This window comes from Ectopseudomonas chengduensis, from assembly GCF_900102635.1.
Taxonomy (GTDB): Bacteria; Pseudomonadota; Gammaproteobacteria; order Pseudomonadales; family Pseudomonadaceae; genus Aquipseudomonas; species Aquipseudomonas chengduensis.
Genome location: NZ_FMZQ01000005.1, coordinates 125,943 through 139,989, shown reverse-complemented (window position 1 = coordinate 139,989; position 14,047 = coordinate 125,943). Strand labels below are relative to the sequence as shown.

11 protein-coding genes, 1 tRNA gene and 2 pseudogenes are annotated in these 14,047 nt (G+C 62.2%); 6 read left to right on the top strand and 8 right to left on the bottom strand.

All coding sequences use genetic code 11. The features are described 5' to 3' along the window. Nucleotides 1–124: 124 nt before the first annotated feature. The 3 genes from flgM (at nt 125) to BLS08_RS10375 (ending at nt 1,818) form a co-directional block, all read left to right on the top strand. Nucleotides 125–460, top strand: coding sequence for a flagellar biosynthesis anti-sigma factor FlgM (gene flgM, locus BLS08_RS10385; protein ID WP_003460690.1), 336 nt, complete (start codon nt 125–127; stop codon nt 458–460). A gap of 50 nt (nt 461–510) precedes the next feature. After that, nucleotides 511–978: a flagella synthesis protein FlgN gene (locus BLS08_RS10380; protein ID WP_003460689.1), complete on the top strand. Its 468-nt coding sequence runs from the start codon at nt 511–513 to the stop codon at nt 976–978. Nucleotides 979–1,068: 90 nt separating this feature from the next. Next, nucleotides 1,069–1,818 (top strand): flagellar brake protein, encoded by a 750-nt coding sequence (locus BLS08_RS10375; protein ID WP_090336563.1) that lies wholly within the window; start codon nt 1,069–1,071, stop codon nt 1,816–1,818. 100 nt (nt 1,819–1,918) lie between these two features. Here BLS08_RS10375 and BLS08_RS10370 read toward each other — a convergent pair whose 3' ends face one another. Next, a complete protein-coding gene (locus tag BLS08_RS10370; protein ID WP_055986504.1) occupies nt 1,919–3,226 on the bottom strand; it encodes an MFS transporter in 1,308 nt (435 codons plus the stop codon). Nucleotides 3,227–3,690: 464 nt separating this feature from the next. Here BLS08_RS10370 and sstT point away from each other — a divergent pair, with 464 nt between their 5' ends. Beyond that, the gene (sstT, locus tag BLS08_RS10365) at nt 3,691–4,914 is read left to right on the top strand and encodes a serine/threonine transporter SstT (protein ID WP_003460683.1); all 1,224 of its coding nucleotides are present in this window, start codon (nt 3,691–3,693) and stop codon (nt 4,912–4,914) included. 45 nt (nt 4,915–4,959) lie between these two features. Here sstT and BLS08_RS10360 read toward each other — a convergent pair. From BLS08_RS10360 to BLS08_RS10345, 5 genes and pseudogenes are all read right to left on the bottom strand, one after another. Next, nucleotides 4,960–5,278: pseudogene (locus BLS08_RS10360) on the bottom strand (IS4 family transposase); the annotation flags it as partial. A gap of 245 nt (nt 5,279–5,523) precedes the next feature. Beyond that, on the bottom strand, nt 5,524–6,801 hold the full coding sequence (locus BLS08_RS10355) for a tyrosine-type recombinase/integrase (RefSeq protein ID WP_003460680.1): 1,278 nt from the start codon (nt 6,799–6,801) through the stop codon (nt 5,524–5,526). A 161-nt stretch (nt 6,802–6,962) separates the two neighbouring features. After that, nucleotides 6,963–7,037 (bottom strand) — tRNA-Arg (locus tag BLS08_RS10350). 93 nt (nt 7,038–7,130) lie between these two features. Continuing rightward, nucleotides 7,131–7,223, bottom strand: a pseudogene (locus tag BLS08_RS26015) (IS5/IS1182 family transposase); the annotation flags it as partial. A gap of 106 nt (nt 7,224–7,329) precedes the next feature. Beyond that, nucleotides 7,330–10,797 (bottom strand): indolepyruvate ferredoxin oxidoreductase family protein, encoded by a 3,468-nt coding sequence (locus tag BLS08_RS10345; protein ID WP_090336560.1) that lies wholly within the window; start codon nt 10,795–10,797, stop codon nt 7,330–7,332. Between the two features lie 198 nt (nt 10,798–10,995). Between BLS08_RS10345 and BLS08_RS10340 the strand changes: the two genes are divergently transcribed. Continuing rightward, complete coding sequence (locus BLS08_RS10340) at nt 10,996–11,463, top strand: Lrp/AsnC family transcriptional regulator (RefSeq protein ID WP_003460678.1); 468 nt, start codon at nt 10,996–10,998, stop codon at nt 11,461–11,463. Here BLS08_RS10340 and BLS08_RS10335 read toward each other — a convergent pair. After that, nucleotides 11,460–12,410 carry a DMT family transporter gene (locus BLS08_RS10335; RefSeq protein ID WP_090336558.1) on the bottom strand — a complete coding sequence of 317 codons (951 nt, stop codon included), beginning with the start codon at nt 12,408–12,410 and terminating at the stop codon, nt 11,460–11,462. The genes BLS08_RS10340 and BLS08_RS10335 overlap by 4 nt on opposite strands. 278 nt (nt 12,411–12,688) lie before the next feature. Here BLS08_RS10335 and BLS08_RS10330 point away from each other — a divergent pair, with 278 nt between their 5' ends. Then, entirely contained in the window at nt 12,689–12,949 is a 261-nt protein-coding gene (locus BLS08_RS10330) for a DUF6316 family protein (RefSeq protein WP_003460676.1), read from the top strand. 10 nt (nt 12,950–12,959) lie between these two features. Here the strand turns inward: BLS08_RS10330 and BLS08_RS10325 are convergent, their stop codons facing one another. Beyond that, the gene (locus tag BLS08_RS10325) at nt 12,960–13,949 is read right to left on the bottom strand and encodes an alpha/beta fold hydrolase (RefSeq protein WP_090336555.1); all 990 of its coding nucleotides are present in this window, start codon (nt 13,947–13,949) and stop codon (nt 12,960–12,962) included. Nucleotides 13,950–14,047 lie beyond the last annotated feature (98 nt).

Sequence of the window (14,047 nt, the reverse complement as noted above, 5' to 3'; positions counted from 1 at the left end):
GTAGCGCAAAGACGTGGCGATTCCCTACACTGTTAAACGACGCGATGAAATTAATCCTAAAGTTTTCCCGGCAGCAGCCGAGAAGCATGGCAAGCGTCCACCATATCGTCCGAGGTTCTGCATCATGGTCATCGACTTCAACCGGCTGAACAATGCCAATACGCCCGCCAATGCGGGACGTACCGGCGCGACTCAGGCTGGCAATCGCAATGAGTCGGCACAGCCGAACAAAGCGCCTGTCACCGGTACTGATGAACAGACCAACACCAAGAGCGGTGAATCGGTACAACTGAGCCGTGAGGCACAGCAGTTGCAAACAATCGGCGAGAAGCTGCGTGATCAGCCCATCGTCAACAAGGAGCGTGTGGCCCAGCTGAAACAGGCCATTGCTGATGGCAGCTATCAGGTCGACAGCAAACGCGTCGCCCAGAAACTGCTCGACTTCGAATCCCAGCGCTAGTCTCAGGGCTGCGCTGGGGGTGTTGGACGCCCGACCCCCAAGAGCCCGCCATGAACGACACAGCCTTGCTTGACCTCTTCACCAACGATATCGGCACCGCCGAGCAATTGCTTGAGCTGATCGATAACGAATTCCAGGCCCTCACCGAACGCGACCTGCCGCGCCTCGACAGCCTGCTCAGTGAAAAACAACCTCTGCTTGCCCTGCTTCAACAGCACGGCAACGAGCGCAGCCGTCTGCTGCAAAACGCCGGTCTGAGTGCAGATCGCGAAGGGCTCACTGCGCTGGCGAGCAAGTCCTCCGTAGGTGATCAGTTGCTGGTACGCAGTGAGGAGCTGTCCGCTCTCCTGCAGCGCTGCCAGGAGGCCAATCTACGCAATGGGCGTTTGATTCGCGCCAACCAGGCCTCGGTCGGCAGCGTCCTTGGTATTCTGCGCGGCGCAGAGACACCCGGCCTCTATGACAGCCGCGGCGGTGCCGCTAGAATCGCGCAGCAAAGACCGCTCAGCCAGGCCTGAGCCATCCCCCAACAAAAAGCACAGGGACATGCAGGCACTCTGCCAGTATGCTAGTGCCGTTATAGCTCATGAACCGGAGAGTTCCGTCCTGTGTCCAGCGCGTTCAACGACGAGAGCGGTCCTCAGCCGCCCAAGGTGCTCAAGACATCCGTCGAGATCATTGCCATCCTGCGTCAACTGCAACAGAACCATGACCCCCTGATCATTCAGTTCAAGGGGCGCGACCTGCGCTTCCAAAGCTACCTGGTTGAAATCGATAAAGACCGTGCTCGCGTGGCACTGGACGAAATCATCCCCAACGATGGTGAGCGTTTTCTCAAGCAGGGTGAAACCTTCAACATAGAAGCGTTTCGCGACGGGGTACGCGTCGCCTGGACCTGTGATCATGACGTGCAGCTCGGCGAGCTCGAGGGAGCCCCCTGCTACTGGGCGCCGCTACCCAGTGAGGTAATCTATCACCAGCGCCGCAGCGCCTTTCGCGCACAATTGAAACAAAGCGATCTGGTCAAGGTTGTACTCAATGGTGACAAACTGCGCGAGTCGCTGCCAGGCCATCTGCTGGACATCTCGGCCACCGGCTGCAAACTGCGTTTCGCCGGCAACCTCAGCCAGCAATTGAGCAATGGCCAGGTACACGAGCGACTCACCGCCTATCTGCCCTTCGGCAACATGACCTGCGCCGTGGAGTTACGTCACGTGCAATACGAGGACAAGGTCGACATGACCTTCGTCGGCACTCGTTTTCATCGCTTGAACGGCCTTGAGCAACGTCAGGTCGAGCGCTTCGTCTATCAGCTGCAACGCGAGGCGCGTCGCACCGAGAGCGACGGCCCCTTCTGAGCCCACCCCCTCCATTCGCGCAAAGCCCGTAGGGTGGGCTTCAGCCCACCAAGGGAGGCCGCCGTGGGCTAAAGCCCACCCTACAAAGTCTGGCGGCGGACTACCCCCGCTTCACGTCCGGCTCAACCTCCTCCTCGCCCGCCGCAGCTGGCTCCTGCATCTGCTCCTGTACCGTCTGCTCATCGACCCTCGGGTCGAGCGCAGCGACCAGCGGCGAGCTGGTGACGTTACCCGGCATGGCCATATGCTGCAGTGGCGCATCATCGACCTGATGCTGATGGGTGACGACCTCTGGGCGAATACGCCAGACCAGGATCAGCGCACAGACACTGACAAACACATAGAGCATGTTGGCGCCATAAAAACGCATCAATACACCCGCCAATAATGGACCGATGCAGGCACCAACACCGAATGTCACCAACAGCATGGCCGTCAGTGATACCCGCCGCTCCGGCTCGACATGGTCATTGGCCAGGGCCACGGCCAGTGGGTAGAGGCTGAATTGCATCATGCTGACCAAAAAACCGACACCGAACAGCAGGCCGAGAAATACCTGTGGCAGTGCCGCCAACGGCAAGGCAGCCAGCAGCAGCAAGACCGAACAGCCACGAATCAGGCGCACGCGGTCATGTCGATCGGAAAGCCAGCCCAGCGGCCACTGCACCAGGAGACCCGCCAGGATGCAGCTGCCCATGAACAGCCCCACCTGCTCGGTCGATAGCCCCATCCGAGTGGCGTACAAAGGCGCCAGGCCATAAAAAGAACCGATCAACAGGCCAGCCACGGCGATAGCGGTCAGCGACAGCGGCACGCGACTGAGGAAGAAGCGCAGCTCCAGCGGTGCCGGATGCAAGGGCGCCGGGTGTAAACGCCGGGTCAGCGCTACGGGCACCAGACACAAGGCGAAGCACAGGGCGACCAACATGAGCAATTCCAGACCCAGCGTCGGATGCACCACCAGCGCCAGCTGCCCAAGAATCAGGCCCAGGTAGGAAGCCCCCATGTACCCGCTGAACACCAGGCCACGCTGCGTGGCTTCGGCCTGCTCGTTGAGCCAGCTCTCGATGACCATGTACTGACACATCATGCCCAGGCCCACCAGCATGCGCAGAAACAGCCAGAATGGCAGCCACTCGATCAGCCCATGGCCCAGCACAGCCGCCGTGACCACGCCGGCACAGGCCACGTAAGCACGGATATGCCCCACCCGACCGATCAGTCGATGCCCCAGCTTGCCGCCGAGCACAAGGCCAAAGTAATTGGCCGCCATCAGCGCACCGACCCAGAGACCATCCACGGTGTCAGCCAGACGCAGGGCCAGGTAGGTACTGAGCAGGCCAGAGCCGAGCAACATCAGCAAGGTGGCGAAATAGAGCGAGCGGAATGACTTCCAGATCAAGCGCATTGACGGGTAAAGCTCCTTGTGCACGGAAACCGGGAATGGCGGCGGGCCTGCGCGGCTAGGACGGCGCCCTTGGGGCGTGCGGGCGATGCAACTTTCGATGCCCTGGAAAACGAACAGTTCGATTGCCAACTCATCACGATTCAGACGCTCGCTTGCGCCGCACAGGGTACAGCGTAGCCTCAATTCTTCCTGTTCTTCGAGCGACCACGGGTCACACCCTGCCAGCCGCAGGTTTGCTGATCCGCCCCGGCAACTACCTGGCAGAGCCGGCAGACAAGCCTTGTAGAGATGCGACATGGGCTTGCGCCCTGTCGTCCAGATGCCCGTCCAGCGCACGAACCCCGATCCGGCTGTGCTAGAGTCGCGCGCTATTTTTTCGGCCTGCTCTCCATGGCACTACCGAAAAACCTCTCGAACCAGGCCCGACGCCACTTGCAACGCGCCCAGCAACCAGAGAACTCGCGATGTCCCAAGCCCTTCACCCTGCCCTGCAGCTACTCAACCGCACCAGCCTGGTGACGCAGATCATCATCGGCCTGCTGGCAGGTATCGCTCTGGCCGTAATCGCCCCGCAGGCAGCACTGTCCGTCGGCTTCATCGGTAACGTGTTCGTCTCGGCGCTCAAGGCCGTCGCCCCGGTACTGGTGTTCATCCTGGTGATGTCGTCCATCGCCAACCACCAGCAAGGCCAACAGACGCATATCCGCCCGATCCTGCTGATGTACCTGATCGGTACCTTCAGCGCCGCCCTGGTCGCGGTGGTGGCCAGCTTCGCCTTCCCGTCGTCGCTGGTACTGAGCAGCCAGGCTGCTGAACTGACGCCCCCCGGCGGCATCGGCGAGGTGCTCAAGACGCTGCTGATGAACGTGGTCGACAACCCGGTCAATGCCCTGCTGAATGGTAACTTCATCGGTATCCTGGCCTGGGCTATCGGCCTCGGCTTCGCCTTCCGCCATGCCAGCGCCGGTAGCAAACAACTGCTGGGCGAACTGTCCAACGGTGTGACTGCCATCGTCAAGCTGGTGATCCGCCTGGCGCCGCTGGGGATCTTCGGCCTGGTCGCCGCCACCCTCGCCGAATCCGGCTTCGACGCCCTGCTCGGTTATCTGCACCTGCTGGTGGTGCTGGTCGGCTGCATGCTGCTGGTGGCCCTGGTGGTCAACCCGGCGCTGGTGTACTGGAAGATCCGTCGCAACCCCTACCCGCTGGTGTTCACCTGCCTGCGCGAAAGCGGCATCACCGCTTTCTTCACCCGTAGCTCGGCCGCCAACATTCCGGTCAACCTGCAACTGAGCCAGCGCCTGGGCCTGCACGAAGAAACCTACTCGGTCTCCATTCCGCTGGGCGCCACCATCAACATGGCCGGTGCCGCCATCACCATCACCGTGCTGACCATGGCTGCAGTGCACACCCTGGGCATCCCCGTCGATCTACCCACCGCCCTGCTGCTGAGCGTGCTGGCCTCGATCAGTGCCTGCGGCGCCTCCGGCGTGGCCGGCGGCTCGCTGCTGCTGATCCCGCTGGCCTGCAGCCTGTTCGGTATTCCCAACGACGTGGCCATGCAGATCGTCGCCATCGGTTTCATCATCGGCATCGTTCAGGACTCGGCGGAAACTGCACTGAACTCCTCCACCGACGTACTGTTCACCGCAGCGGCCTGCATGGCACAAGAGCGTAAGGACAGCTGAGACCCGCCGCGTTGATAGCAAGGCCCACCTCGCGTGTAATGCTGTTCACTTAAGCGGAGCAGCCTTGCGATCCACCGGGTAGCGGGTCTTTGAAATCTTCACCGTCCTTGCTCTTGATGGCCTTGGGCGGTGATCCAGAAACAGCCCGCCGACTCCTGCCCTCAACGCTGATAAGCGTTGTCCTGTTGCTGAAATCGGGTTGGCCGCTGCCATCACGATCAATTGCACGGCGATGTAGTGGGCCACCGGCTTGAAGCGGATGTCGCTTGGGGAGCGGCCAAAGGCGACGGCTGCCTGACTGGCTTCACGACGAATGATGTTGCAGGCCAGCAACAATCCCCCAAACCTCTTGGTAGATCAGCTCCTTTACAGGCAAGAGCAGGCCGAATCGGCCTTTTTGAGGCAGGACGCCGGAACACAACAGGTGTTCATTGCCGCCCGTGTTCCTGTCTGTTCGCTCTTGTGCTCCATCGCTGAAAGCCCCGTGGTTACTGGCTCCAAGCATTCTAGGAACACCAATCACACCAAGAACAAGGAATTTTTCAGGGGTATGGGTTTGCATGCTCAAACCGACTTGCCGAAGTTGACCGGCACCACGTTGCCGACCCCTTACCAACGGTGGGCGAAATCGTATGGGGTGACGTGCTGCTGCCGGTTGGCATCGAGGTAGTCGGCCCACCACTGGCACATCAGCCGGCGTTCCTGCAGGTGCTCTGCCTTGTGGATGTAGGCGCCACGCACCGTGTCGCGCTCTTGGTGGCTCATCCGCCTTTCAACGGCATCCTTCGACCATAGCCCCGACTCCACCAAGGCGGAACAGGCCATAGTGCGGAAGCCGTGGCCGCACAGATCAACCTTGGTGTCATAACCCATACGGCGCAGGGCCTTGTTGATGGTGTTCTCGCTCATGGGCTTGTGGTGGTAATGGTCGCCGGGGAACACCAGATCGAAACGGCCGGTAAGCTGGCGTACCTGTTCCAGCAGCTCCAGTGTCTGGCGGCTCAGCGGTACCAGGTGCGGAGTCCCCATCTTGGCGCCGCGGTGGGAGAACTTGACGCCCTCGATGGCCTCGCGCTGGCCGGGTATCTCCCACATGGCCCGGACGGTGTCGATCTCACTCCAACGGGCAAAACGCAGCTCGCTGGAGCGGATAAACACCAGCAGGGTGAGCGATACCGCATGCCGGGTCAGCGCCCGGCCGGAATCGGCCTTGATACGCTGCAGCAGCTCGGGTAGGCGATCCAGTGGCAAGGCGGGCCGGTGGGCACTCTTGCGGGTGGCCGTGGCGCCCACCAGGTCGTTGGCCGGGTTACTGTCGATCAGCCCATGCTGCACTGCCATACGCATGACCCCGGTGATGTACTGGCGCAGCCGGCCAGCCAGCTCCAGGGTGCCGCGCTTCTCCACGGCCTTGAGCGGCTGCATCAGATCCCGGGTTTTGAGCTCACCCAGCGGGCGCGCACCGAGCACCGGCAATACGTGCAACTCGAGGTTGCGCCACACCGTGGCGGCATGCCCTGGCGACCACTTGAGGGAACAGGCCGCATGCCATTCCTCGGCCATGGCCTTGAAGGTGTTGGCGCGGGCATTGGTGGCTTCGATCTTTGCGAGCCTGGCGGTCTCTATCGGGTCTTGATCGTGGGCCAGCAGCTCCAGGGCAGAAGCACGCCGATCACGGGCGGCCTTCAGGGTCAGCGCTGGGTAGTTGCCGAAAGTGGCCAGCCCCGCCCTATCATCGGGCCGGGTGAACTTGAAGCGCCACACCTTGGAACCGCTGGGCTTCACAGCCAGGTACAGGCCCTGACCATCGAACAGCTTGTATTCCTTCTCGCGCGGCTTGGCAGCCTCACACTTGGAATCTGTCAGAGGGGTGACTGGGCGTGCCATAGGAATACGTACCCTTATCGAACCGGCGTATCCCTAAACGTCTTCCTAAAACGTGGATATGTACAGAGACAATAGTAGACAGCCGGATACAACAAAGCCGGCTCAAGTGGCCGGCTTTACTGGGATTCGTAGACTTCTATAGACAGATAGAGTCAATCATTTGGCGTCCCCTGCTGGAATCGAACCAGCATCTAGCCCTTAGGAGGGGCTTATTCTATCCGTTGAACTAAGGGGACACGGCCGTATTGGCAACGGCCGGGCCGCATCTTAGCGGCGACACGCGCATTTGTCATGTCGCCACCGCTCACTTCCTAGGGCCTGCTGCCGTTTTACATGGGCAACCATAGGAAGGCGCAGGCCATGGCCACCACGCTCTCGTAATTTCTCTTGAGCTTGTCGAATCGAGAGACCACCTGTTCGTGCTGATCGAAGTCGACGTGAGTGAAGACGGACATCGGATTACCTCGGATATAAAAAGCCGCCCCTCTCCCGCACGGGAGAGGGTGGCAAAGGGGATGGGTTTGAGGTTCAGGCAGCCGGTTCGAACAGCTGCACAGCGGCGATCTCGCTGACGGTCAGGCGTGCCTTGAGCTGCGTCGCCTGCTCGCGCGCCTTGGTCAGTGCCGCTTCCTTGACGTGGCCGTAGCCGCGGATCTGCTCGGGAATCTCGGCCAGCGCCACCGCCGTGCGGTAGTTACCGGCGTTGAGCTCGGCGAGCAGGTAGGCCACATTGGCTTCGTACTCCTCGATCAGCTCGCGCTCCAGGCGACGCTCGGCACTGTGGCCGAACGGATCGAGCACGCTGCCACGCAGGAACTTGAAGCGCGCCAGTACGCCGAACGCCTTGAGCATCCAGGGGCCGAAGCTGCGCTTGCACGGCTCACCAGTCACCGCATCTGGCTTGCTCAGCCAGCTCGGCGCCAGGTGGAACTGCAACTGGTAGTCGCCTTCGAACTGCGCTTCGAGCTGCTTGCGGAACGTGGCATCGCTGTACAGCCGCGCCACTTCGTACTCGTCCTTGTAGGCCAGGAGCTTGAAGTAATAGCGAGCTACGGCCTTGCTCAGGCGCTGCTGCGCATCGGTATCGGCCTTGCGCACGTGCTCGACCAGCTCACGGTAGCGTTCGGCATAGGCCGCGTTCTGGTAGGCGGTCAGACGCTGCACACGGTCGGCAACGATTTCCTCCAGCGTGCTGCAATGCGGCGCTTCGACGACCTTGGGCGCGGCGAGTTTTTCCACCGCAGCCAGATCATGTGCGGCGCGACGGCCCCAGAGGAAGGCCTGCTGGTTGAGTTGAACGGACACGCCGTTGAGCTCGATGGCCTTGTTCAGCGCTTCGGCCGATACCGGCACCAGGCCCAACTGATAGGCATAGCCGAGCATGAACAGGTTGGTGGCGATGCTATCGCCGAGCAGGCGAGTGGCCAGGCGAGTAGCGTCGACGAAGCGGGTCTTGCCCTCGCCCACCGCCTCGCTGATCGCCTCGCGCATGGCTGCGCCGGGCACCTGGGCGTCCGGGTTGCGGGTGAACTCGGCAGTGGCCGCCTCATGGCTGTTGATCACCGCATGGGCGATCTTGTAGTTGAGCTTGGCCAGCGCCTCTTCGCTGGACGACACCACCAGGTCGCAACCCAGCAGCAGGTCGGTTTCCCCGGCGGCGATGCGCACCGCGTAGATGTCGCTCTGCCGCGTGGCAATACGGATGTGGGTGATCACCGGGCCGAACTTCTGCGCCAGGCCGGCCTGGTCGAGCACGGTGCAGCCCTTGCCTTCGATATGCGCGGCCATGCCCAGCAGCGCGCCAACGGTGGTCACACCGCTACCGCCAACACCGGGCAGAAGGATGTTCCAGGGGCGAGTCAGGGCCGGCTGTTTCGGCTCCGGCAGGGCGATGAACAGCGCACCGAGGCCAACGGCCTCGGGCTTGCGCAGGCTGCCGCCGTGCACGGTGACGAAACTCGGGCAGAAGCCCTCCAGGCAGCTGAAGTCCTTGTTGCAGGCACTCTGGTCGATCTCGCGCTTGCGCCCCAGTTCGGTTTCCAGCGGCAGCACCGACAGGCAGTTGGATTTCACGCTGCAGTCGCCACAGCCTTCGCACACGGCCGGGTTGATGAAGGCGCGCTTGGCCGGATCGACCATCTTGCCGCGCTTGCGCCGACGACGTTTTTCGGTGGCGCAGGTCTGGTCGTAGAGGATCACCGACACACCTTTTACCTCGCGCAACTCACGCTGCACGGCGTCCAGCTCGCGACGGTGATGGAAGGTGACGCCCGGGGCGAAGGTGGCGCGGGTCGGGTACTTGTCCGGCTCGTCGCTGACCAGGGCGATGCGTTTGACGCCCTCGGCATGCACCTGCTGGCTGAGCTGGTCGATACGCAGTTCGCCGTCGATGGGCTGGCCGCCGGTCATCGCCACCGCATCGTTGTAGAGAATCTTGTAGGTGATATTGACCCCGGCGGCCACGGCCGCGCGCAGGGCCAGATGGCCGGAGTGGAAGTAGGTGCCGTCACCGAGGTTCTGGAACACGTGCGGCGTATCGGTGAACGGCGCCTGGCCGATCCAGGTGGCACCCTCGCCGCCCATCTGGGTGAAGGTGTCGGTGCTGCGGTCCATCCACTGGGTCATGTAGTGGCAGCCGATGCCGGCGAGGGCACGACTACCTTCCGGCACCTTGGTCGAGCTGTTGTGCGGGCAGCCGGAGCAGAAATGCGGGGTGCGCACGGTCTTGTGCTTGGGCGCGGCCAGGGCCTTTTCCTTGGCATCGAGGAAGGCCAGGCGCTCTTCGATGGTCGGGCTGCTGTAGATCGGCGCCAGGCGCTTGGCGATCACCCGGGCGATCATCGCCGGAGTCAATTCGCCCAAGTTGGGCAGCAGCGAATTACCCTGTTCATCGAACTCGCCGACCACGCGCGGGCGCTTGCCCACTGGCCAGTTATAGAGCTGGCCGGTGAGCTGGTCTTCGATGATGCTGCGTTTCTCTTCCACCACCAGAATTTCGTCCAGGCCTTCGGCGAACTGGTGCACCGACACCGGCTCCAGCGGCCAGCTCATGCCGACCTTGAGCACGCGCAGGCCAACCTTGGCGCACAGTGCTTCGTCCAGGCCGAGGTCATCCAGGGCCTGGCGCACGTCGAGGTAGGACTTGCCGGTGGTGATGATGCCCAGACGCGGGTTGGGCGAATCGAGCTTGACCTGGTTGAGGTTGTTGGCCAGGGCGAAGGCGCGCGCGGCGTAGATCTTGTAGACGTTGAGGCGCTTTTCCTGGGCCAGGGGCGGATCGGGCCAGCGGATGTGCACGCCGTCTTCCGGCAGTTGGAAATCCTCGGGGATCTTTATCTGGATACGCAGTGGATCGACGTCCACCACGGCCGAGGAGTCGACGTTCTCGGCGATGGTCTTCAGCGCTACCCAGCAGCCGCTGTAGCGCGACAGCTCCCAGCCGATGATGCCGTAGTCCAGCACTTCCTGGACGTTGGCCGGGTTGAGCACCGGGATCGACGCGGCGATGAACGCATGCTCGCTCTGGTGGGCGATGGTCGAGGACTTGCAGCCATGATCGTCACCGGCCAGCAGCAATACGCCGCCGTGCTTGGAAACGCCGGCCGAGTTGCCGTGCTTGAACACGTCGCCACTGCGGTCGACGCCCGGCCCCTTGCCGTACCACATGGCGAACACGCCGTCGTAGCGGGCGCCGGGGAACAGGTTGGCCTGCTGGCTGCCCCACACCGCGGTCGCGCCCAGCTCTTCGTTGACGCCGGGCTGGAAGTGGATGTGGTTTTCCTTCAGGTACTCGCGCGCGTCCCACAGGCTCTTGTCCAGGCCGCCAAGGGGCGAGCCGCGATAGCCGGAGATGAAGCAGGCGGTATTGAGTCCGAAGGCGGCATCACGCTGCTTCTGCAGCATGGGCAGGCGGGTGAGCGCCTGAGTGCCGGTCAGATAGAAGTGACCCGTGGCGAGGCGGTATTTGTCATCCAGGCGGATTTCGGCCAGTGACATGGAGCGCTCCTTTTATTGTTATGGCGAGCACAGGGAGCGCGACGGTAGACACGCTCCGTTGAGTCCGGTCACAGGATCGCTGCGACGGATTTGCCTAAAGCATGACCGGAGGGTTCCGCTTTTTTCTTTCTATTTTCCAGTAGCAAAGGCAATACTTCGCATGATCCTTCCAACAATCACAATAAATTGGAAACAATCATGCAGGACAAGCTCAGCCCCATCGACCGGCGGATTCTCCGCCTGCTGCAACACGATGCCGACCTCTCTGCCGCCGAGGTAGCCGAGAAAGTCGAGCTGTCGCAATCGCCCTGCTGGCGACGGATCAACCGCATGCAGGAAGAGGGATTGATCGAACGCAAGGTCGCCCTGCTCAACCATAAGCGCCTGGGCTTCGGCATCACGGTGTTCGTCGACATCAAGCTGTCGGCACACGGCCGCGGCAATCTGGATGAGTTCGAGCAAGCTGTGGTCGGCTACCCGCAGGTACTGGAGTGCTACAGCATGGCCGGCGGTTCGGACTACCTGCTCAAGGTGGTGGCCAAGGACATCGCCGATTACGAGCGTTTCCTGCGCGACCACCTGCTGCAGCGCCCGCATGTGCACGAGGCGCACTCACATATCGCCATGAGCGAGGTCAAACGCACCACCGAGCTGCCGCTGGATTAACGCCCTGGCCTGCGCGTCCGCCAAGCGGCCAACAGCGATGGGCCAAGCGCGGTCAGTGCCGAACCGAGCACGACGACCACCGCGCCTGCGTAGGCGATCCAGTTGACCTGCTCAGGTAGCACGTGATCCGGCCACCAGCTCGAAGCCAGGGCCACGGAGACGAAGGTCACCAGCGGTGTCAGCGCCAGGGTCGCGCTGACCCGTGAAGCCTCCCAATGCGCCAGTGCCTCGGCGAAAGCGCCGTAGGCGACCAGGGTATTCAGGCAGCAGGCCAGCAGCAGCCAACCTTGCAGCGGGCTCAGTTGCAGCGCTTGCAGCGGCTGCGCCCAGGGCGTCAGCAACAGCGCGCAGGCCAGGTAGATGACCATCATCACCTGCACCGAACTCCACAGGGTCAACAGTTGCTTCTGCGCCAGGCCGTAGAAGGTCCAGACGAAAGCAGCCGCCAGCACGGTCAGCACCCCGGTGGTATAGGTGGTCAGAGAGGTCAGCAGCTCACCCAGGCGCTGATTGAAGAACAGGCCGAAGCCCAGCAGCATCACCATCAGGCCAATCGCCTGGCCCAGGCTGAAACGTTCGCGAAAGATGAACAGGCTGCTGATTAGCAGCAGGATCGGCGCGACCTGGATCACCAGTTGCGTGGTCCCGGGACTGAGTAGATTGAGCCCCACCAGATACAACACGTAGTTGGCCGTCAGCCCGCCGATGGCCAGCGCCAGCAGCCAACCGCCCTTGCGCCCGAGCGGACGAAAACGCGGCAACCGACGGCTCGCAGCGAGGTAGGCAAACAGCAGAGAGCCGGCTACGGCCAGGCGATACCAGGTGACCGTGACCGGATCCATGACCAGGAGAACTTCTTTCAGCTTGATTGGCAGGATGCCCCAAAGCACCGAAGTGATCAGGGCCAGCAGCAGACCGTACATCCAACGGCCGGAAGAAATGTGCATGGCAACCTCTGGCAGGCGGCCAACAGAGCATGTCGACCGCAGCAGAGCATTCTAGGAGAGGCCACCACACCGACACAGCAACAGTTCAGCCCAGTTGCCGAGCGAAACTGTACTGATCGGCAACCCAGAAACGCCAGCCGATCGGCGCCAATAATCCATAAAATCCGCTAAAAGCCTCTAACAAGCCGCCAAAATCTACCATCTGTCGTTTTGCCAAGCAGGTCGCATTGGCCACAGTAAACTCAGGTTATCCAGCACCTGCAGATGGAGTCCCCGCCATGTTCGGCCAACGCACCGTCGACCCCCAACCGGGCACGCATTACCGCAGCTCACGCGTCAGCGCCGTCAACGGCCAGTATTTCTTCGCCACTCGCGAAGGCACGCTGGAGGGCCCCTACCTCTCCCGTCACGACGCCGAACAGAGCATCGTGCGCTATATCGAGCGCATGGTCATGGCCGACAAGCTGATGCGTCATAGCAGCGAGCACATCGACAACCTGCAGCGCCGCGAAGCGATCAAGCACAATCAGGAGCTTTGAGCGCTCCCACCTACAGACGCGCCAAGCCCAAATCCCCCCGATGCGCCGCGAGATGCGGCAGCACTGCGGCCAGCAAAGGCTCCTTGAAGGCATCCTGAAAGCGATGCGCCAGGCCCGGAATCAACTTGAGTTCGGAGCCCTTGATATGCGCAGCCACGTGTACCCCATGCATTACCGGCAATAGCGGGTCGGCCGTGCCGTGCACCACCAGCGTCGGCACGTTCAGGCGATTGAGCAACTCGACCCGACTCGACTCGGCAAGAATCGCCAGCAGCTGACGCTGCACGCCTTCGGGATTGAAGGCGCGGTCATAGGCCTGTTCAGCCTGATGCAAGAGCAAGGCACGATCATCATGCACCGACGGGCTACCGAGGGCCGCCAGCAAGTCTGCCTGCTGCTGCAGAGCGGCCTCGCGACTCCCCGCCTCGCGCCTTGCCAGCAGCGCCACCAGCGCATCGCTGGGTGCAGGCAGTCCTTGAGCACCCGAGCTGGTCATCACCAGCGTCAGACTGAGAACGCGCTGCGGCGCCAGATCGGCCAGGTGCTGGGCGATCATGCCGCCCATGCTCGCACCCAGTACATGGAAGTTGTCGACGCCCAGACGATCCATCAACCCCAGGGCATCGCCCGCCATGTCGCGCAGGTGATAAGGCGCGCCGAGCGAAAGGCCCAGGCGATAGCGCAGTACCTCGTAAGGCAGGTTGATGCTCGGCGCCGGCCGCCGCCACGTGCTCAGCCCGACATCGCGATTGTCGAAGCGCACGACGCGAAAGCCCTGCTGACACAGGCGTTCGACCACCTCGTCAGGCCAGTGGATCAACTGTCCGCCCAGCCCCATCACCAGCAGCAGCGCCGGGTCGCGCTCACTGCCGATGCTTTGATAAGCCAGACGCACCTCACCGACATCCACATAGCGAGTCGGCTCGGACAAGTCGCAATGATTGGCTGCAAAAGCCTGCAGACCGCACAGCAAAGCGGCCAGGAAAATGAATGCACGCATGAAAACACCAGAAACGCAGAACCCCACTGAAACGCGATTCTGATGAAAGTCGTTCGACGGCGCTGCCACACAAGCGTGACAGTTTGATGAAGGGGGAC

Coding starts and splice junctions, on each gene's coding strand:
- flgM (WP_003460690.1), top strand. CDS start 125: ATGGTCATCGACTTCAACCGGCTGAACAATGCCAATACGCCCGCCAAT.
- BLS08_RS10330 (WP_003460676.1), top strand. CDS start 12,689: ATGTTCGGCCAACGCACCGTCGACCCCCAACCGGGCACGCATTACCGC.
- BLS08_RS10325 (WP_090336555.1), bottom strand. CDS start 13,949: ATGCGTGCATTCATTTTCCTGGCCGCTTTGCTGTGCGGTCTGCAGGCT.
- BLS08_RS10370 (WP_055986504.1), bottom strand. CDS start 3,226: ATGCGCTTGATCTGGAAGTCATTCCGCTCGCTCTATTTCGCCACCTTG.
- BLS08_RS10380 (WP_003460689.1), top strand. CDS start 511: ATGAACGACACAGCCTTGCTTGACCTCTTCACCAACGATATCGGCACC.
- sstT (WP_003460683.1), top strand. CDS start 3,691: ATGTCCCAAGCCCTTCACCCTGCCCTGCAGCTACTCAACCGCACCAGC.
- BLS08_RS10355 (WP_003460680.1), bottom strand. CDS start 6,801: ATGGCACGCCCAGTCACCCCTCTGACAGATTCCAAGTGTGAGGCTGCC.
- BLS08_RS10335 (WP_090336558.1), bottom strand. CDS start 12,410: ATGCACATTTCTTCCGGCCGTTGGATGTACGGTCTGCTGCTGGCCCTG.
- BLS08_RS10345 (WP_090336560.1), bottom strand. CDS start 10,797: ATGTCACTGGCCGAAATCCGCCTGGATGACAAATACCGCCTCGCCACG.
- BLS08_RS10340 (WP_003460678.1), top strand. CDS start 10,996: ATGCAGGACAAGCTCAGCCCCATCGACCGGCGGATTCTCCGCCTGCTG.